Source organism: Pediococcus sp. EKM201D, assembly GCF_011800215.1.
Taxonomy (GTDB): Bacteria; Bacillota; Bacilli; order Lactobacillales; family Lactobacillaceae; genus Pediococcus; species Pediococcus pentosaceus.
The window spans coordinates 60,413-79,995 of the sequence record NZ_JAALFK010000004.1 but is presented as its reverse complement, the minus strand read 5'-3'; the positions used below and the strand labels follow the sequence as shown (position 1 = coordinate 79,995).

Below are 19,583 nucleotides of genomic sequence, written 5' to 3'. Positions count from 1 at the left end.
GATTTACGCGTGCTAGTATATTATACCGCAAATGTTGTGTTTGTTAATACGCTTTCTTCAAATTTTGAACGTATATTCACTAACTCTTATTAAAGATGCTTAAATAAGACTTACTTATTTTTATAAATAAGTTATCGCTAATTTATCATTTTTTTTGGAAAAAATTACTTTTTTAATTTCTACAAATAAATCTAGAAATGTGGTTGACACACTAATTTGTGAGTTTGTATACTAATACGTGCATGTTCGGTTGCTTGAGCAAAATATCCTGGGGTTAATGTTTTATGGGATATAATGCTATACAAAGTTAGAGTGCAGGATGAACAGTAAAGAATTGGGAAGCTTTACTGATTTTCATTAGCATTCTAATTAAGAACATGTAGTTGGAATAGCAGGGAAGTGCTTTTTTATTTAACTATTTAAAAAAGCCAAAGAAAAGGAGTAAGAATATAAGGAGTGTTTATCGTGGGAATACGGATAGATATAACGGGTAAGAAATTTGGTAAATTAGTGGCTAAGTATCCATCAGGGAAAGCAAAAAATGGGAATACTAAATGGCACTGTGTTTGTGAATGTGGACAAGAAAAAGATGTTGAATTACAGCATCTTAAATCTGGTGGCACAAAAAGTTGTGGAAATTGTTCCAGAATGAAATATGACTTACAAGGGAAAAGATTTGCTCGACTAACAGTTTTGGGTAGAGCGGATAAAGTCAGTTCTAATGGAAATATTTATTGGTTATGTCGTTGTGTTTGTGGCAAGATGATTGAGGCCGACAGTTACCGTTTACGAACAGGGAACGTAAAAAGCTGTGGGTGCTTACGTAAAGAAAAGGCTGCTCAAACAATTCGAAAGAATGCAGCAACGGCAGAACAAATTGGAAACAGTAACGCTTTCAAGGATCGGAATGGGAATCCGGTTCAAGCAGTCAACATTGGAGCTAGAAATACTAGTGGTGTAATCGGTGTTTCGTTTGATCATCCCTCACAAAAATGGGTTGCACGAATGATGCATAAAGGAGATTTAGTTTTAAATGCTACATTTCTAGATTTCGAAGAAGCTGTGGAAGCACGTCGAAGAGTTGAACACAAGTATCTTAAAAATTTAAGTAGAACAAATTAATTTAATGAAAGACGTAACGCTGATAAAACAACGTTACGTCTTTTTTGATGAACCAATTTGACAAATCTTTTAATTATTTCCATTATAGAAGTTATGTACTTTTAAAAAGTAACCTTGAGAGGAAGAGTTTTAATGCAAGAATCATCAACAAAAAAATCCAATCCGATGGTAGTTGTGGCGATTGTGGCACTGATGTCTTTTATGGGAGTTTTAACGGAAACTTCAATGAACGTTACTTTCCCAGCTTTGATGCGAGAATTTAAGGTGTCATTAAGTACAGTGCAGTGGGTAACGGCAGGCTATTTGTTAATGGCTGCGTTAGTCATGTTAACTTCAGCCTACATGAAAAGAAGATTTACCAATCGACAGTTATTTGTGGCAGCAGCCATTTTATTTGGATTGGGAGATGTTATCTGTGGCGCAGCGCTGAATTTTTGGGTGCTCTTGGTAGGCCGTTTAATTCAAGCCGGATGTGTGGGGTTATGTACTCCTTTAATGGTTAATATAATTTTAGAGGTTGTACCCCAACACAAGCTAGGAACTTATATTGGGTTAGCCAATTTAATTATTTTAATTGCGCCTGCCATGGGTCCAACCTTTGGAGGGGCCGTGGTCGCTTTTGCAAGTTGGCGAATGATTTTCTGGGGAACATTACCGATTGCATTGATTCTAATGGTTTTAGGGTCTAAAAAAATTAAACAATATACCCCAACTCAAAAACAGTATGCTTTTGATTGGACACGTTTTATTCTTTTAGGGTTGGCACTAGTAGCCCTAATCGTTGGACTCAATAATTTGGGGTCAGGCGCTTATATTTCATTTATCGTTTTACTATTACTTAGTATTGGTTTAACAACGCTGTTTGTAAAAAAATCTAAAAATGCTACTAAAGCTTTATTTTCACTAGACGTATTCAAAAATAAGGCCTTTCTATTTAGTTTTCTACCATATATAATGTTGCAATTCGCTAACGTGGGGATTAACTTTTTACTTCCCAACTACGTTCAAGATGTATTCCAAGCGACATCCTTAATTGGTGGTTTGATTTTGCTTCCAGGGAGTCTATTAAATGGATTTGGACAACCAGTTTATGGTTGGATGTTAGACAATTTTGGCGGAAAATTACCATTATATATGGGTGATATTTTATTTACCTTAGCGCTAGCATCCTTAGCCCTTTGGGGACCACATATGGGAGTATTGGGAATTACCATAGCATACTTAATTTTTGCCATTGGTCGTTCTATGGCGTTTGGTAACTCCGTTGCCTATGGTTTAAAACATATCGACCAAGAACTTCAAAATGACGCTAATGCGCTATATAACACCGGTCAACAGGTGGCTGGTGCGATTGGAACGACGGTTTTAGCGTTAATGATGGGTTCAGTTCATCATCCAGGTTACACCAGAGCCCAAAATATCAGTGCGGGCAGTGGATGGGCGTTTATTCTACTTGTTATTTTAGGATTAATTATCTTGGGCTTTTTACATCGATTGGTAAATTTAGATAAGCAAATTAAACAGACGAATTAATCGTGAAGTTGTATAATTAAAATTGTATTATAAAATAAGGAGAAAACTATGGCTAAAATTACGCGTCTTTATGATTTATTTCAACCCGAACACTACGATATATTTTTAGATATCAGCCGTGAAACTAAGCATTTTCGTGGTAAAACGGTCATTCAAGGGATAGCCCAGCAGACCGAAATTGCACTTCACCAAAAGGATTTAGAAGTTAAGGTGGTTTATGTTAATGATGAGAAAACGCCTTTTGAAATTGATTCAGCAAATGAAGTGATTCGTCTGCAACTAAGTCAAGCTGGTAATGTAACTTTGACTGTTGAATACGAAGCTGAACTAACGGACAGCATGATGGGAATTTATCCATCATACTATGAAGTCGATGGAGTTCAAAAACAGTTGGTTGGTACCCAGTTTGAAACAACTTTTGCTCGACAAGCCTTTCCTGGGATTGATGAACCAGAGGCTAAGGCAACTTTTGATTTAGCAATAAAGTATGACGAACATGATGGAGAAACCATTTTAAGTAATATGCCTGAAATTAAGGTAGTCGATGGAATTCATTATTTTGATACGACGGTTAAAATGTCGACATATTTAATCGCTTTTGCTTTTGGAGATCTTCAAAGTAAAATGACAAAGACGACTAGCGGCGTGCAAGTCGGAGTCTTTGCTACTAAAGCTCATCAAGCTCAAGAACTTGATTTTGCACTTGATATTGCCAAACGTTCAATCGAATTTTATGAAGAATTCTACCATACAGCTTATCCGTTGCCCCATTCATGGCAACTAGCTCTACCTGATTTTTCAGCCGGAGCAATGGAAAACTGGGGGCTAGTAACATATCGTGAAGCCTATCTTTTATTAGATCCTAAGAACACGGCTCTAGAAACTAAACAACTAGTGGCAACCGTCATCGCGCACGAGTTAGCTCATCAGTGGTTTGGTGATTTAGTTACCATGCAATGGTGGGATGATTTATGGTTAAATGAAAGTTTCGCCAATATGATGGAATACGTAGCAATTGATGCGATTGAACCTGATTGGCATATTTGGGAAATGTTCCAAACGTCTGATGTTCCTGCAGCCTTACAGCGAGATGCTACTGATGGTGTACAGTCTGTTCATGTGCAGGTCCAAAACCCATCTGAGATAGACGCGCTATTTGATGGAGCCATCGTGTATGCTAAAGGAGCACGTATGCTAGTAATGGTGCGGGCCTTGATTGGCGATGACGCTTTACGTACCGGATTGAAGCAGTATTTTAATAATCACCAGTATGGAAATGCAAAAGGGGCGGACTTATGGGCTGCTCTAGGAGACGCTGCGGGGATTGACGTCGGAGCAATCATGCACTCATGGTTGGAACAACCGGGTTATCCCGTAGTGAATGTTGAAGTGGTCGATGGCCAATTAACTATTAGTCAACAACAATTTTTCATTGGTGAAGGACAAAATGCAGGACGGCAATGGCAAATCCCATTAAAAGGTAACTATGAAGTCGTTCCTCAAATTTTAGATCAACCTACTTTATCGTTAGGCGATTATCAACAGCTTCGAAATGAAAATGGGCAACCTTTCCGACTCAATGTTGGCAACGAATCTCATTTCATCGTCCATTATGCTAAGGATTTATTAGCGGATATCTTGGGAGCATTGGACCAACTAGGAGCAATTGATCAGCTGCAAATTCTCCAAGACTTAAGATTATTAGCTGAAGGAAATCAAATTTCGTATGCTGAAATTGTACCGCTACTGGAAAAATTTGCTGATAGTTCATCAGCGGTAGTTAACGATGTTTTATATCGCTTGGCTGGTGATTTGAAGAAATTTGTTCAGCCTGATAGTGAAGAAGAGGCGAACCTTCAAAAACTTTTCAATCAACTTAGTGCAAAACAGGTACAACGTTTAGGTTGGAAACCAAGGGCCGCGGAAAGTAATGATGATCAGTTAACTCGACCTTATGTATTGGGAGCCGCATTATACGCGAAGAATCCTGAAGCAATTTTAGCAGCACATGAACTTTTTGAACAAAATCAAAATCAGTTATCCAACTTGTCAGCCGATATTCGTAGTCATGTTTTGAGTAACGAAGTGAAAAACTTTAATAACGAACGACTATTTAACCAGTTAATGGAACAGTACCGTCAATCGACTGATCCAAGTTATAAAGCTGATTTAAGTAGAGCACTCACTGCTACTACGGATGAAAAGCAAATCAAAGCTATTATTGAAAAATTTGAGGATGCTAGCACGATTAAACCCCAAGATTTGCGAGCTTGGTTCCGAGGTCTATTAGCTAATGCTAAAGGGCAACAATTAACTTGGGATTGGATTCGAAATGATTGGAAATGGTTGGAAGATACTGTGGGTGGTGATATGGAATTTAATACCTTCATCACGGTGATTGCTAATATATTTAGAACACCAGCACGGTTGGAGGAATTCAAAGCCTTCTTCGAACCTAAATTGCAAACGCCAGGCTTAACACGTGAAATTACAATGGACATTAAAGTCATTGAAGGTCGAGTGAAGTTAATACAAGCCGAAAAAGCAGCTGTTAATACAGCCATCGAAAAGATAATTGCATAAAATAAAAAATTCAATCAGCGTTTAACGACGTTGGTTGAATTTTTTTGTTTATTTAATATTTTGAATTTCGCTAGCGTGGTCAGATAAATCACCACCGGCATTTTGAACGACTCCATTAGCGTAGACATAATATGAACCATCATGGTCGGAAGTAACGTGGAAATAAATAGGGGAGGATTTACCAACGGAACTATAAGCTACTTTCCAACCCTTATCGCCATATTTGGCTTTAACTAGATTGATGGCCGCCTCAGAAGTTTGGATAGTTTCATCAGCTAACGGTTGATGATTATTTTGTTGTTCAGCGGCAGTTAAATCTGCACGACTTAGGTTATTAGAACTCGTTTTATTTGAGCTATTATGGTTATTTTCAGACTTACTAGAGGAACTAATAGCACTATTGGAAGCTTTGGAAGTAGAACTACTTGCGCTAGCAACGCTTGATGAAGTTTGATCATCCTTAGTTGAAGATGAACTATTAGAACTTGCTTTTGAAGATGATGAAGCTTCTTTATCTTTCTTAGAACTAGTTTTTGAGCTAGCCTTTTTGCTAACCTTTTCTGTTTTAGAAGTAGCATTTGAAGACTGAGAATCTGGTTTTTGGTTTCCAGATCCGCAGCTAGCAAGCGTCAGTGGAACCAATGCTAAAAGTGCAATTGAAGCAATTTTTTTCATAATAAAACACTCCCCCATAATTATTTGTAAATCACAATAATCCTGCCTTGATTCTAACATATATGGACATTACCTTAAAGGAGGTTAAACACTATAAAAATGGTGTTGTAAACGTTTAAAAGTATTGGAAGGAGGTGTAAAATTACAAAAATGAAACTAAACACGTTAAATCAAAATCATCAAATATAGACTTATACCCCCGCAACGGCTTAGCCAGCTGTTACAATTTTCCACAACTAGTTCGACAGTCCAAAATAACAAATTAAAAAGAATCATTTTTAGCCACTAATACTTAGTGAAACTAAAATGATTCTTTTTGTTATTTAATTACTAACGGTAAAATAACGACCGAATTCATTAAAATATGAGCAATCATCGAAGTTTGAATACGTCCGGTCTTTTTGTACAACCAACAGAATAGCAAACCAATGGCCGCATATAGAAAGATGTGACTATCGTTGTGCATAAATGCAAATGCTAGACTAGAAATGATGGCCATGACGGTGAATCCCAGCGTGGAATCAGATCCAAACATTGCACTGAGGTTACCAAATAAAACTTTTCTAAAAACCAACTCTTCCATGATTGGAGCTCCCACGGTGATCGCTAAAATGAAAAATGGATTGGTTTTAGCCAAAGTCACCAAGGTTGCGGTGTTTTGAGAAGTAGGATTACTTCCAAAAATGATCGTAATATAGCTAATCACAAATTGCAGCAAAATTACTAAGGCTGTTCCAATGATTCCCCAAGCAATAGCATATAGAAAAGATTTACGATTAGATTCGATATGGTTGATTTCGTTGGTTTTACTACTAATAAAGATTAGTAGCAGTGCGCCAACCAAGTAGTCGACAGTTTCAACCCAGATAAACCCAGCCCCCAGATTAATAAACACGTTTAAAATGCTAGGTAGAAGGAAAATTATTAAATACGTAATTAAAGTTAAAATTGAACTCTTAGAAATTTTCATCTCAACCCTCCTTTATTCCTGCTAGTATAGCATATTTAAAGTATTGCTAAATTTGATTGGTTAATAAAGGTCAAAAATACTTGCAATCTAAAAAAATCATGATATAGTTATCATTGTAGTTAGCACTTAGAGATGACGAGTGCTAAACAAATCTTATCAGTAAATTATATTTGGAGGGATTCACGTGTTAAAACCTTTAGGAGATCGCGTTATTTTAGAAGCTAAAGATGAAGAAGAACAAACTGTCGGAGGCATCGTACTTGCAAGCAATGCTAAAGAAAAGTCCCAAACTGGAAAGATTATCGCTGTCGGTAACGGTACAGTTTTAGACAATGGTCAAACAGTACCAATGAACGTCAAAGTTGGCGATACAGTAGTATATGACAAATATGCTGGTACTGAAGTTTCATACGAAGATAAAAAATACTTAGTTGTCCATGAAAAGGACTTAGTTGCAGTAGTTGAATAATTAATTTTTAATTTAGGAGTGTTGATAATGGCTAAAGAAATTAAATTTTCAGAAGATGCACGTACAAAAATGCTTAAGGGTGTAGATAAGTTAGCTGACACCGTTAAGTCAACAATCGGACCTAAAGGCCGTAATGTGGTCTTGGAACAATCATACGGTTCACCTACAATTACTAATGATGGTGTGACAATTGCTAAGGCAATCGAACTTGAAGATCATTTTGAAAATATGGGTGCTAAATTAGTTTCAGAAGTTGCTTCAAAGACCAACGACATTGCTGGTGATGGTACAACTACCGCTACGGTTCTTACTCAAGCAATCGTCAATGAAGGAATGAAGAACGTTACTGCTGGTGCTAACCCTGTTGGTATCCGTCGCGGTATTGAAAAAGCAACAAGTAAAGCAGTTGAAGCTCTCCACAAGATGTCACATGAAGTAAAGACTAAAGATGATATTGCTCAAATCGCTTCAATTTCTTCTGCTAACCCAGAAGTTGGCAAGTTGATTGCTAACGCTATGGAAAAAGTTGGTAACGATGGGGTTATCACCATTGAAGAATCTCGTGGAGTTGACACAACATTGGATGTTGTGGAAGGTATGCAATTTGACCGTGGATACATGTCACAATACATGGTAACTGACAACGACAAGATGGAAGCTAACCTTGATAATCCATACATCTTAATCACTGATAAGAAGATCGGTAATATCCAAGATATTCTTCCAGTTCTTCAATCAGTAGTTGAACAAAGCCGCTCATTGTTGATTATTGCGGACGACATTACAGGTGAAGCACTACCAACACTTGTTTTGAATAAGATGCGTGGAACCTTCAACGTAGTTGCGGTTAAGGCTCCTGGCTTTGGTGATCGTCGTAAGGAACAATTGGAAGACATTGCTATCCTAACTGGTGGTACTGTAATTACAGATGACCTTGGTTTGAACTTGAAGGACGTTACTATCGAACAACTTGGTCAATCTAACAAGGTTACAGTTACTAAAGATGATACAACCATCGTTGAAGGTGCCGGAAGCCAAGAACAAATCGCTGAACGTGTGGGAATTATCAAACAACAAATCAGTGAAACAACTTCTGACTTCGACAAGGAAAAACTTCAAGAACGTCTTGCTAAGTTATCTGGTGGTGTTGCAGTAATCCGTGTTGGTGCTGCTACTGAAACAGAACTTAAAGAAAAGAAATACCGTATCGAAGATGCTTTAAACGCTACTAGAGCTGCCGTTGAAGAAGGTTTTGTTCCTGGTGGTGGTACAGCACTTGCTAACGTTATTTCAGACCTTGAAGACGTCGAAGCTGAAGGCGATGAAGCTACAGGTGTTAACATTGTACGTCGTGCGCTTGAAGAACCAGTTCGTCAAATTGCTGAAAATGCCGGCGAAGAAGGTTCAGTAATCGTTACAAAACTTAAGGGTCAAAAGCCAGGTGTTGGATACAACGCCGCTAACGACGAATGGGTCGACATGGTTGAAGCCGGAATCGTTGATCCTACAAAGGTTACACGTTCAGCACTTCAAAATGCTGCTAGTGTATCAGCATTATTGTTAACTACTGAAGCAGTAGTTGCTGACTTACCAGAAGACAACCCAGCTCCTGCAGCACCAGCTCCAGGTATGGGCGGTATGATGTAATTTAATTCTTAGAACTAACGATTTAAATTAGGAAGATGCGAAGGTTTGCCGAAAATTCAGCTCTCCAACGCTAAACTAGACTAATTTAAATTAAAAGAATCCATGATGCGATCAGCATTGTGGATTCTTTTTTATTTCCAACTAGGAGAATATGAATTAGAATAACTTAGAAGTTAAAAAACTTCTTTACTGGACTGAGGAATATTACGTTTAAATTACACCTTATTCAGATGAATTCTGTTATTATCAGTATATGAATTATAATCTTAAAAATTGTGCTAGTCATTTTGCGAGATTTGGAGTAGAATTTCACTTGCATATTTTTGAAAATGGAGAGTAAAAGATGTTTTCGTATTTGAAGCGTATTTTAATTGGTAAACCACTGAAAACGCTCGACGAGAGTGGACAAGCTTTAACGAAGTTCAAAGCCCTCGCCTTGCTATCTTCAGATGCTTTATCATCTATTGCATATGGTACCGAAGAAATTTTGTCGGTTTTGATTGTTTTATCTGCCGCTGCAACTTGGTATTCAATTCCAATTGCTGGGATTGTATTAGTGCTATTATTCGCGATTACCGTGTCATACCGCCAAATTATTAAGGCTTATCCATCTGGTGGTGGGGCGTATGTAGTAGCTAGTAAAAATTGGGGGACGTCTGCCGGTCTGGTGGCCGGTGGCTCACTTTTAGTGGATTACATGCTGACCGTAGCGGTTAGTGTGACCTCTGGTACAGAAGCGATTACGTCGGCGATTCCAGCATTGCAAAAGTACCATATTGCCATTGCGGTTTTGATTGTACTGGGAATTATGGCGCTGAATCTGCGGGGACTACGAGAATCAGCTAGTTTCTTAACGATTCCGGTTTACCTATTTATCGTGGTTATTTCCTTGATGATTGTGGTTGGTTTATACAACATTGCAACTGGTCAAGTGGCTTATCATGCGGCTTCCGCAGTGGGATCAGCAGTGCCCGGGATGACTTTTGTGATTTTCCTTAGAGCACTATCGTCTGGTTCTTCTTCTCTGACTGGGGTTGAAGCGATTAGTAATGCTGTTCCTAACTTTAAGAAACCACGTCGTAAGAATGCTGCAGGAACCTTAGCCATTATGTCATTGATTTTGGCTTCATTCTTTGCTGGAATTACGTTCTTGGCATACTACAGTGGAATTACACCAAGTTCTTCTCAAACCGTTTTATCTCAAATCGGTGTGACAATTTTTGGACATGGTATTTTCTACTACATCCTCCAATTATCAACGGCATTGATTTTGGCCGTGGCTGCTAATACTGGTTTCTCAGCCTTTCCAATGTTGGCATATAACTTAGCTAAAGATAAGTTTATGCCACATGCTTATATGGATCGTGGTGACCGTTTAGGCTATTCCAACGGTATTATTTCCTTGGCTGCCGGAGCAATCGTTTTGATTTTAATCTTTGGTGGACAAACAGGACTATTGATTCCATTGTATGCCATCGGGGTTTTCGTACCTTTCACATTGTCACAATCAGGAATGATTGTTCATTGGAAGCGTGAAGGCGGTAAAAAGTGGATGATAAATGCTTCTGCTAACTTGCTGGGAGCTTTACTATCAGCCGTTTTAGTAATTTGTTTGCTATTCTTACACTTTAGCAATGTTTGGCCATACTTTATTGTTATGCCACTCTTGTTAAGAATGTTCTACAAGATTCGTAAACATTACGATGAAGTTGCTGATCAATTACGAGTAATTGAAAAAGGTAAAGTTAACTTGCATGACTATGATGGTTCAACTGTGATTGTCTTAGTTAGCAACGTTACTCAAGTTACTTCTGGAGCAATTAACTACGCTCGTTCAATCGGGGACTACGTAATTGCAATGCATGTCTCTTTTGATGCTAATCCTGAAAAAGAACATAAGACCGCGATGGAATTTAAAGCTGAATATCCAGATGTACGTTTCATTGATATCCATTCATCTTATCGCTCAATTACGAACCCAACCTTACGTTTCTGTGATGTGATTGCCCGGCGTGCGGCTGAACGAAACTACACAACTACTGTGTTAGTTCCACAGTTTGTTCCAAGAAAACCATGGCAAAATATTTTGCATAACCAAACTGGTTTGCGTTTACGTGCTTCTTTGAACTCGCGTGAGAATATTATTGTCTCAACCTATAATTACCATCTGAAATAAATAAAAAGTAAAACCTAGCTGAGGCTAGGTTTTTTTGTGTCAAAATATGAAAAAATAATTTAAATTCTTTGCATTTTTAGTGAAGAAGATTGTATAAGGCTCATGAGTTTAGGTATAATGTGCTTATTACGAACAAAAAGAGGACAAATTATGCGATTTGAAATAATTGTTAGTTTATTTGCGACAATGATCATTTCGGCGATCTTAACACCATTTGTCCGGAGGATTTCATTCAAAGTTGGTGCCATTGACAAACCGACAGCTAGGCGAGTCAATAAAGTACCAATGCCAACCATGGGGGGATTGGCAATCTTCATTGCCTTCAATTTCTCATTATTTTTCTTATTGAGAAATCAAATACCTAATCCGCAGTTTTACGGAATTTTCTTCGGGGAATGCATTATTTTAGTAACAGGAATTATCGATGATATTTTTGAATTAAGACCTATACAAAAAATGATTGGAATCTTGTTAGCGGCGTTAGCGGTGTATCTATTTGCTAACGTTCGGATGACGACGTTAACTTTCCCATTTATTGGAATTGTTAACTTCGGGTGGTTTTCGTTACCAATTACGTTGCTATGGATAGCAGCTATTACAAATGCGATTAATTTATTAGATGGGTTAGATGGTCTAGCGACTGGGGTAACAATCATTGCGTTGTTTACCACAGGATTTACCGGACTATTCTTTCTACCATCTACTAATATCTACATTGTAATCATGATTTTTACCTTGGTAGCAGCTGAAATTGGTTTTTTACCTTACAATTTCTTTCCAGCACGGATTTATCTCGGTGATACGGGAGCTTTATTTATCGGATTTATGATTTCAATTTTCTCACTATCTGGTTTGAAAAATGCAACCTTTATCACAATTTTAATTCCAGTTATGATTTTGGGTGTGCCATTGACTGATACGGTTTATGCAATTTTGAGAAGATTATTAAATAAGGAATCTATTTCACACGCTGATAAACGTCATCTACATCATCGTTTGATGCAAATGGGTTTAACCCATCGACAAACAGTGTTAGTGATTTATGGAATTTCACTAATCTTTTCCTTTATTGCGCTGCTATATCCCGTTTCTACGTTGTGGGGCTCAGTGTTGTTAACCATCGGAATTTTGATTGGAATCGAGATTTTTGTGGAAGCAATTGGATTAGTGGGCGAAAACCGTACGCCAATGCTAAATTGGATTCGAAAGCTCGTACGCTCTAATACTTCTAAAGTAGATAGTAATGAATTTAAAGAAGAGAACACTTTAAAAGATAAAGTTCGCACACGTAGTGAACGCCATAAAAAATGAGGATAATAACGATATTAGTCGTTGTCATCCTCATTTTTTTGATATGGAATTTGAACTCGTTCGGTACCTAAATCCTTAAAGGCCACATTCCCACTAAAAAGACCGATTAGTTCTTGCTTTAAGGGTTCTAATTGTTCTTTGGAAATTGAAATAGTAGTAGTTACTTGGGTAGTGTATTCCGTTTCTAACTGGTTTAAATGATGTTGTTCAAGATAATAAACTAATTGATCATTGTTTTGATAATCAAGTTTAATCGATAAAAGCTCTTGATCAACAAGTTGAATCAAAGCAGCATTATTAACGGCTAGGGAAGTACTTGATCCATAGGCGCGAATTAAACCGCCTGCTCCTAACTTAATGCCACCGAAGTAACGCGTCACGACGATCAATACATTAGTTAAGTTCTCGCGTTTTAAAACCTCTAGGATAGGAGCGCCGGCTGTTCCGGAAGGTTCACCATCATCAGAAGCCCGTTGGACATCTTGCTGGTCACCCAAAATGTAGGCAAAACAGTTGTGATTAGCTCTAGCTTCGGTTGCGCGGATTTCCGTTAAAAGTTGATTGGCTTCCTCTTCACTTTGAATGGGAATAATCCGAGTAATAAATCTTGATTTTTTGATATCTTGTTCAATTTTAAAATTTTCTTTGACGGATAAGATTGGTTTCAAGAAAAAGACTCCTTTTTGGGTATTTAATAAATATGGAAGAAATAGAAAAGCAAAAATACTATGGACGGCTAGTTTTACAGCCAATTAATGCAGTACCAACGGATGCGCTTGATTGTCGACCAGCAATTGTAATGAAAGGAAATCAAATTCACTGCCAACGATGTGGCGCAATTACCTCTAGTAGGGATGGGGCGTTACCAGATCATCAATTCTATTGCCGTAAATGTATCAACTTAGGTAGAGTTTCTACCCTGGTTCAGTTAGCGACCATTCCTGAGCCTAATAATTTTGTGGCGAATCAGAGTTATTTAGAATGGCCGGGAAAGTTAACTGTTCCGCAAGCTCGCTGTTCAAAAGCGATTATTAATTCCATTGATCAGCAACAAAATCGTTTACTTTGGGCGGTTACTGGGGCAGGGAAAACTGAAATGCTCTTCCCGGGAATTAACCATGCCTTACAAAAACAAAAAAGGATATGCGTGGCTTCGCCCCGAATTGACGTGGTCTTAGAGCTGTTTCCTCGATTTCAAGAAGCTTTTCCACAGGCCAAAATTGCCTTGCTTCATGGTCGATCCCCAGCTCCCTATGAATATACGCAGTTTGTGCTCTGTACAACGCATCAATTACTACGATTTTACCACGCCTTTGATGTTTTAATCATTGATGAAGTGGATTCTTTTCCCTATGCGATGAATCCTGAGCTGCATTATGCAACCAAACAGGCCCGTAAATTACAAGGATCGACCATTTATCTTACAGCTACCCCAGACGGAAAACTTTTACAGCAAAGTCGGCAAGCTAAATTAGCCACCAGTTATCTAACTCGGCGTTTTCATGGACATCCACTACCAGAAATTAAAGTAGTGAGTGGGCAAAATTGGATGAAAAAGTTAAGAAAGGGTCGATTGCCAAGCCCATTAAGCCGATTTATTAAGGAACAAATTCAAGCACAGCGCCAATTTTTAATCTTTGTTCCCAAAATTGAGGTGCTACCGAAAGTATTGGAGGCTTTGCAACAGGTCTTTCCCACGGTCAAAGTTTTAACAGTTCACGCAGCAGATCCAGAGCGGGTGGCTAAAGTGCAAATGATGCGTAAACAGGAAATTGACGCTTTAATTACGACCACTATTCTTGAACGTGGAGTGACTTTTCCAGGTATTGATGTCGTTGTTTTAGGAGCAGATGATGCCGTCTTTTCCATGGCAGCATTGGTTCAAATTGCTGGTCGAGTTGGTCGAAGCCCCCAACGACCCAAGGGGACTGTATTATTTATTTGTCCAATGTTAAATCGAAATATAAAAAGAGCTCAAGCTCAAATCAAATTTATGAATCGAAAGGCGAGTGAATGTTGAAAAGTTGCTTACTTTGTAACCGTGGATTAAATAATAATTTAGATTTATCTTTTATTTTAAGTTTCAGAAAAATTACTCCAAAGTTAGTTTGCGAGGGGTGTATAACGAGTTTTTCTACATTAGTAGATCACAAAACGTGTATTAGATGTGGAAAACTTTCAGCAATTCTTGAGTGTGCGGACTGTCAACAATGGAATGATCAGTTCGTAAATCGAGCCATGTTTCAATATGATGAGGCGATGCGTAATTTTTTTCAGCATTATAAGTTTCAGGGAGATTATTTACTGAGAAAAGTTTTTCAAGATCAATTTGTTAATTTTATTCAAAAGATCCTTAAAGAAAACGAGTTGATTGTTCCGATCCCAGTTGATGAGAGTACAATGACCTCACGTGGATTTAACCAAGTAACTGGATTGATGGAAGGTCTGGATTGGAAAGATGTTTTGATTAATCAGCGCTCAAACGATAGTTTACATCAATTTCAACGTTCAAGAAGAGAGCGACTACAGCAAGATAGTTCTTTTATTTTGAAAAGCGGATGTGATATTAGTGGTGAACATATTTTGTTGGTGGACGATATTTATACGACCGGAGCCACCCTTCGACAAGCTCGGACCACTTTACTAAGAAATGGCGCGACCCAAGTCCGTTCAGTCACGCTTTGTCGGTAGTTATTTGGGTATATTCATTGTTTATTGTAGCGTTTTCATTTATAATGAAGTTGTACAGAAATACATGAAGTAGAATATATATTTCTGTTAGTGGATGCAGTTTATCCACAGTTGAAAGGAGAGAAGTCTTATGCTTGATTTTAATGTACGTGGTGAAAATATTGAGGTAACAGAAGCAATTCGGGATTATGTTGAGAAACGAATTGGTAAGATTGAAAAATACTTTGAACAAGGTGCCAATCCAAAGGCTCACGTTAACTTGAAAGTATACCAAGACAAAACGGCTAAGGTTGAAGTAACGATTCCATTGCCATACTTGGTATTACGAGCAGAAGAAACTTCGCCTGATTTATATGCGAGTGTTGACTTAGTAACTGATAAATTGGAACGTCAACTACGTAAATACAAAACAAAAATTAACCGCAAATCGCGTGAAACAGGATACAAAGGGGTTGAAATCCCTAGTGGTGATATTGTAGAGAACGAAGAGGAAACCAGTCAATTTGACATCGTTCGTACTAAACAAGTATCCTTGAAACCAATGGGAAGTGAAGAAGCAATCTTGCAAATGGACATGCTAGGACATAACTTCTTTATCTATGAAGATGCAGAAAGTGGATCAGTTGATATTGTTTATCGCCGTCGCGATGGACGCTATGGTTTGATCGAATCTGCTAACGATTAGATCCGCTAAATAAATACAAAACAAAATTGCTTAACAAACTTCCAACGGTTTGTTAAGCTTTTTAAATATATTTAAGATTAGTTTGATTGTAATAATAAAAATGATAAACTTAAACAGGTTATCGTTTTTACGATTAAGTTAGTACGGAAGGAAATAGTACATGGCAAACATTTTAAAAAAATGGGTGGAAAGTGATGCGCGTGAGTTAAAAAGACTCGGTAAAAAAGCGGATAAGATTGAAGCCCTAAAAGAAGAAATGGAACAACTAAATGATGAAAAACTTAAGGCTAAAACTACAGAGTTTAAAGAGCGTCTACAAAATGGCGAAACTTTAGATGATATTTTAGTTGAAGCTTTTGCAGTCGCACGTGAAGCAGCTAAGCGAGTATTAGGCTTATTCCCATTTCGCGTCCAATTAATTGGTGGAATGGTACTTCATGGTGGTAACATTGCTGAAATGAAAACTGGTGAAGGTAAGACTTTAACGGCCACATTACCCGTGTATCTGAATGCCTTAGGTGGTAAAGGGGTTCACGTTGTTACTGTTAATGAATATTTGGCTGAACGTGACTCAAGTGAAATGGGTGAGCTTTATAAATGGCTTGGCCTAACAGTAGGGGTTAATTCTTCAGAAATGACTCCCGACCAAAAACGTGAAGCTTACAATTGTGATATCACTTATTCAACGAACAGTGAAATCGGTTTTGATTACTTAAGAGATAACATGGTTGTGTATAAAGAGGATATGGTACAGCGTCCTCTAAACTTCGCCTTGATTGATGAGGTTGATTCAATTTTAATTGATGAAGCCAGGACACCTCTGATTATTTCTGGTCAGACCGAACCAACTGTTACGCTATATGAACGTGCTGACCGTTACGTGAAGACTTTGGCTGATGGTGATTACACGATTGATTGGGAATCAAAATCCATCTCATTAACAGAAAATGGGATTCGTCGTGCGGAAAACTTCTTTAAAACCGACAACCTCTACGATGTTGAAAATAGTGCGTTGAACCATCATATTGATCAAGCTCTTCGGGCAAATTATATTATGACTAAAGACAAGGACTACGTGGTTTCAGATGGTGAAGTCTTAATCGTTGATTCTTTTACAGGTCGTGTAATGGAAGGCCGTCGTTTTTCTGATGGACTGCACCAAGCGATTGAAGCTAAGGAGCACGTTGAAATTCAAGATGGGGCTAAAACTATGGCCAACATCACCTACCAAAACTTGTTTAGAATGTATCGTAAACTTTCAGGGATGACCGGTACAGCTCGGACTGAAGCAGAAGAATTCCGTGAAATTTACAATATGGAAGTTACAACCATTCCAACCAACCGTCCGGTGGCCCGTGATGACCGTCCAGATTTACTTTATCCAACTTTGGAAAGTAAATTTAAGGCAGTGGTGAAGGAAATCCGTGATTTGCATATTAAAGGTCAACCAGTTCTAGTTGGTACGGTTGCAGTTGAAACTTCAGAATATCTCTCACGCTTGCTTGATCGAGAAGGTATTCCACATGTTGTTTTGAATGCTAAGAATCATGCCCGTGAAGCTGAAATTGTTACCAACGCCGGTCAAAAGGGTGCGGTAACAATTGCTACTAATATGGCTGGTCGTGGTACTGATATTAAATTAGGACCTGGCGTAGTTGAACTAGGTGGTTTAGCTGTAATTGGTACTGAACGGCATGAATCACGGCGGATCGATAATCAGCTTCGTGGTCGTTCGGGACGTCAAGGTGATGTCGGAATGTCCCAATTCTATCTTTCACTAGAAGATGACTTGATGATTCGTTTTGGTTCAGAACGAATCAAAGATTTGCTTTCTAGGATGAAAATTGCGGATGAAGATGCAGTTATTCGAAGTGGTTTAATTAGCCGTCAAGTTGAATCTGCTCAAAAACGAGTTGAAGGTAATAACTACGATGCTCGTAAGAACGTTCTTCAATACGATGATGTTATGCGTGCGCAACGTGAAGTGATTTACGCTGAACGTCAACAAGTAATCATGGAAGAAACTAGCCTAAAAGATGTGCTAATGCCGATGGTTGATCGAACGATTGATCGCGTGGTTGATGCCCATACCCAAAAAACTCAAAAGAACTTTGATTTAGAAACCATTGTAGAATTTGCACGGACTGCCTTGGTTTCAGATAAAGACATTCATCAAGCTGATGTGGAAGGGATGTCTGCTAAAGAAATTAAGGACTACTTGAAACAACTAGCTGATCAAATGTACATTGAAAAAGAAAAAGCTTTGTACGACCCAGCTCAAATTCTAGAATTTGAAAAAGTTGTGATTCTCCGAGTGGTTGATCAACACTGGACCGATCATATTGATGCCATGGATCAATTACGTCAATCAGTTGGACTTCGAGGCTATGGACAGTTAAATCCATTAGTTGAATATCAACAAGAAGGTTACCGAATGTTCAATGAAATGATTACAGATATTGAATATGAAACTACTCGATTATTTATGAAATCTGAAATTCGTCAAAATCTTCAACGGTAGTTGATTTATAATATAAAACTGGGAAGGTAATTTGACCGTTCCCAGTTTTTTAATGTGAAATGAAAAAAGGAGCTAACTTATATGGAGCTAGTTGAAGCAAAACATCAAATTGAAGATATGAAAAAAGAAGTCGCTGACTTCGGGAGGTCTCTTTGACTTAGATGCTTTGAATGAAAGTATCAGTGTCAATGAGGCCAAAATGGCAGAGCCTAACTTTTGGGATAATCAAGAACAGGCTCAAATTGTTATCAATGAAAATAATGAGTTAAAACAAAAATACGATAATTTTAAAAATTTAACCGACCATGTTGAAAACTTAGAGGTAACTGCTGAATTATTGGAAATGGAAGATGATCCTGACGTTCAAAGTGAGTTTGAGAGTGAATTAGCCGCCACGGCTAAATTATTGCAGGATTACCGTTTAGGATTATTGCTTAATGGTAAATATGATGCCAATAACGCAATTGTAGAAATTCACCCCGGAGCGGGAGGAACAGAATCTCAAGATTGGGGTTCCATGTTGCTAAGAATGTACACGCGTTGGGCTGAGCAGCATCAGTTTAAGGTTCAAATTGAAGATTACCAAGCAGGTGAAGTGGCAGGAATTAGTAGTGTAACCATGCGAATTGTCGGTCACAACGCATATGGTTATTTACGCTCTGAAAAGGGAGTTCATCGGCTAGTAAGACTATCACCATTTGATTCTGCTGGACGACGGCATACTTCTTTTGCATCAGTCGACGTTATGCCGGAATTGGATGATTCGGTTGAAGTTAACATTAACCAAGATGATTTACGGGTGGATGTATATCGTTCTAGTGGTGCTGGTGGACAGCATATTAACAAGACTTCTTCAGCGGTGCGAATTACGCATTTGCCAACTGGAATTGTAGTTGCGAGTCAAGCAGAGCGTTCTCAATTACAAAATCGGGCTACCGCTATGAGTATGTTGAAGGCTAAGCTATTTGAGCTTGAAGAACAAAAGAAAGCAGAAGAAAAGGCTAAAATAGAAGGCATTCAACTTGAAATAGGATGGGGATCGCAGATTCGTTCTTACGTTTTCCATCCCTATTCTATGGTTAAAGATCATCGAAGCAACTTTGAGACGGCTAACGTTCAAGGTGTGATGGATGGGGATCTCGATGGTTTTATCAATGCTTATTTGCAATGGAAATTGAAAGAAGATAATCCAAAATAGGG

The 19,583-nt window shown here is 38.2% G+C and carries 15 protein-coding genes; 12 read left to right on the top strand and 3 right to left on the bottom strand.

Annotation, left to right across the window (positions count from 1 at the left end):
* Positions 1–465: 465 nt before the first annotated feature.
* The 3 genes from HFC68_RS06840 (at position 466) to HFC68_RS06830 (ending at position 5,238) form a co-directional block, all read left to right on the top strand.
* Positions 466–1,122 (top strand): hypothetical protein, encoded by a 657-nt coding sequence (locus HFC68_RS06840; RefSeq protein ID WP_011673065.1) that lies wholly within the window; start codon positions 466–468, stop codon positions 1,120–1,122.
* Between the two features lie 132 nt (positions 1,123–1,254).
* The gene (locus HFC68_RS06835; protein ID WP_167399742.1) at positions 1,255–2,655 is read left to right on the top strand and encodes an MFS transporter; all 1,401 of its coding nucleotides are present in this window, start codon (positions 1,255–1,257) and stop codon (positions 2,653–2,655) included.
* Between the two features lie 48 nt (positions 2,656–2,703).
* Complete coding sequence (locus HFC68_RS06830) at positions 2,704–5,238, top strand: M1 family metallopeptidase (RefSeq protein ID WP_167399741.1); 2,535 nt, start codon at positions 2,704–2,706, stop codon at positions 5,236–5,238.
* Positions 5,239–5,286: 48 nt separating this feature from the next.
* On the opposite strand, the gene HFC68_RS06825 is transcribed toward HFC68_RS06830, so the two are convergent.
* Together HFC68_RS06825 and HFC68_RS06820 are read right to left on the bottom strand one after the other, a co-directional pair.
* Positions 5,287–5,913 (bottom strand): hypothetical protein, encoded by a 627-nt coding sequence (locus tag HFC68_RS06825; protein ID WP_088356103.1) that lies wholly within the window; start codon positions 5,911–5,913, stop codon positions 5,287–5,289.
* A 319-nt stretch (positions 5,914–6,232) separates the two neighbouring features.
* A complete protein-coding gene (locus tag HFC68_RS06820) occupies positions 6,233–6,883 on the bottom strand; it encodes a CPBP family intramembrane glutamic endopeptidase (RefSeq protein ID WP_002834472.1) in 651 nt (216 codons plus the stop codon).
* A 184-nt stretch (positions 6,884–7,067) separates the two neighbouring features.
* On the opposite strand from HFC68_RS06820, the gene groES reads away from it, so the two are divergent.
* The 4 genes from groES to HFC68_RS06800 all read left to right on the top strand — a co-directional run bounded on the left by groES (position 7,068) and on the right by HFC68_RS06800 (position 12,486).
* Positions 7,068–7,352, top strand: coding sequence for a co-chaperone GroES (gene groES, locus HFC68_RS06815; protein WP_002834471.1), 285 nt, complete (start codon positions 7,068–7,070; stop codon positions 7,350–7,352).
* A 27-nt stretch (positions 7,353–7,379) separates the two neighbouring features.
* Positions 7,380–8,999 carry a chaperonin GroEL gene (gene groL, locus HFC68_RS06810; protein WP_002834470.1) on the top strand — a complete coding sequence of 540 codons (1,620 nt, stop codon included), beginning with the start codon at positions 7,380–7,382 and terminating at the stop codon, positions 8,997–8,999.
* Positions 9,000–9,342: 343 nt separating this feature from the next.
* Positions 9,343–11,175: an APC family permease gene (locus tag HFC68_RS06805; protein WP_002834469.1), complete on the top strand. Its 1,833-nt coding sequence runs from the start codon at positions 9,343–9,345 to the stop codon at positions 11,173–11,175.
* A 150-nt stretch (positions 11,176–11,325) separates the two neighbouring features.
* Complete coding sequence (locus HFC68_RS06800) at positions 11,326–12,486, top strand: glycosyltransferase family 4 protein (RefSeq protein ID WP_011673068.1); 1,161 nt, start codon at positions 11,326–11,328, stop codon at positions 12,484–12,486.
* A 14-nt stretch (positions 12,487–12,500) separates the two neighbouring features.
* Here the strand turns inward: HFC68_RS06800 and HFC68_RS06795 are convergent, their stop codons facing one another.
* The gene (locus HFC68_RS06795) at positions 12,501–13,154 is read right to left on the bottom strand and encodes a YigZ family protein (protein WP_055126022.1); all 654 of its coding nucleotides are present in this window, start codon (positions 13,152–13,154) and stop codon (positions 12,501–12,503) included.
* Positions 13,155–13,186: 32 nt separating this feature from the next.
* Here HFC68_RS06795 and HFC68_RS06790 point away from each other — a divergent pair, with 32 nt between their 5' ends.
* From HFC68_RS06790 to prfB, 5 genes are all read left to right on the top strand, one after another.
* Complete coding sequence (locus tag HFC68_RS06790; protein WP_099299837.1) at positions 13,187–14,506, top strand: DEAD/DEAH box helicase; 1,320 nt, start codon at positions 13,187–13,189, stop codon at positions 14,504–14,506.
* A gap of 239 nt (positions 14,507–14,745) precedes the next feature.
* Positions 14,746–15,177, top strand: a complete 432-nt coding sequence (locus HFC68_RS09360; protein WP_011673070.1) for a ComF family protein — start codon at positions 14,746–14,748, stop codon at positions 15,175–15,177.
* 130 nt (positions 15,178–15,307) lie between these two features.
* Positions 15,308–15,862: a ribosome hibernation-promoting factor, HPF/YfiA family gene (gene hpf / locus HFC68_RS06780; RefSeq protein WP_023440047.1), complete on the top strand. Its 555-nt coding sequence runs from the start codon at positions 15,308–15,310 to the stop codon at positions 15,860–15,862.
* Between the two features lie 160 nt (positions 15,863–16,022).
* Positions 16,023–18,383: a preprotein translocase subunit SecA gene (gene secA / locus HFC68_RS06775; RefSeq protein WP_002834462.1), complete on the top strand. Its 2,361-nt coding sequence runs from the start codon at positions 16,023–16,025 to the stop codon at positions 18,381–18,383.
* Between the two features lie 81 nt (positions 18,384–18,464).
* A protein-coding gene (prfB, locus tag HFC68_RS06770) for a peptide chain release factor 2 (RefSeq protein WP_132981263.1) occupies positions 18,465–19,581 on the top strand; the annotation gives its coding sequence in 2 pieces (ribosomal slippage) (positions 18,465–18,536 and positions 18,538–19,581; 1,116 coding nt in all).
* Positions 19,582–19,583 lie beyond the last annotated feature (2 nt).

Bases quoted from the DNA above. Each gene is read 5' to 3' on its own strand.
- HFC68_RS06835 (WP_167399742.1), top strand. From the start codon at position 1,255: ATGCAAGAATCATCAACAAAAAAATCCAATCCGATGGTAGTTGTGGCG.
- HFC68_RS06830 (WP_167399741.1), top strand. From the start codon at position 2,704: ATGGCTAAAATTACGCGTCTTTATGATTTATTTCAACCCGAACACTAC.
- HFC68_RS06825 (WP_088356103.1), bottom strand. From the start codon at position 5,913: ATGAAAAAAATTGCTTCAATTGCACTTTTAGCATTGGTTCCACTGACG.
- HFC68_RS06820 (WP_002834472.1), bottom strand. From the start codon at position 6,883: ATGAAAATTTCTAAGAGTTCAATTTTAACTTTAATTACGTATTTAATA.
- groL (WP_002834470.1), top strand. From the start codon at position 7,380: ATGGCTAAAGAAATTAAATTTTCAGAAGATGCACGTACAAAAATGCTT.
- HFC68_RS06805 (WP_002834469.1), top strand. From the start codon at position 9,343: ATGTTTTCGTATTTGAAGCGTATTTTAATTGGTAAACCACTGAAAACG.
- HFC68_RS06800 (WP_011673068.1), top strand. From the start codon at position 11,326: ATGCGATTTGAAATAATTGTTAGTTTATTTGCGACAATGATCATTTCG.
- HFC68_RS06790 (WP_099299837.1), top strand. From the start codon at position 13,187: ATGGAAGAAATAGAAAAGCAAAAATACTATGGACGGCTAGTTTTACAG.
- HFC68_RS09360 (WP_011673070.1), top strand. From the start codon at position 14,746: ATGCGTAATTTTTTTCAGCATTATAAGTTTCAGGGAGATTATTTACTG.
- hpf (WP_023440047.1), top strand. From the start codon at position 15,308: ATGCTTGATTTTAATGTACGTGGTGAAAATATTGAGGTAACAGAAGCA.
- secA (WP_002834462.1), top strand. From the start codon at position 16,023: ATGGCAAACATTTTAAAAAAATGGGTGGAAAGTGATGCGCGTGAGTTA.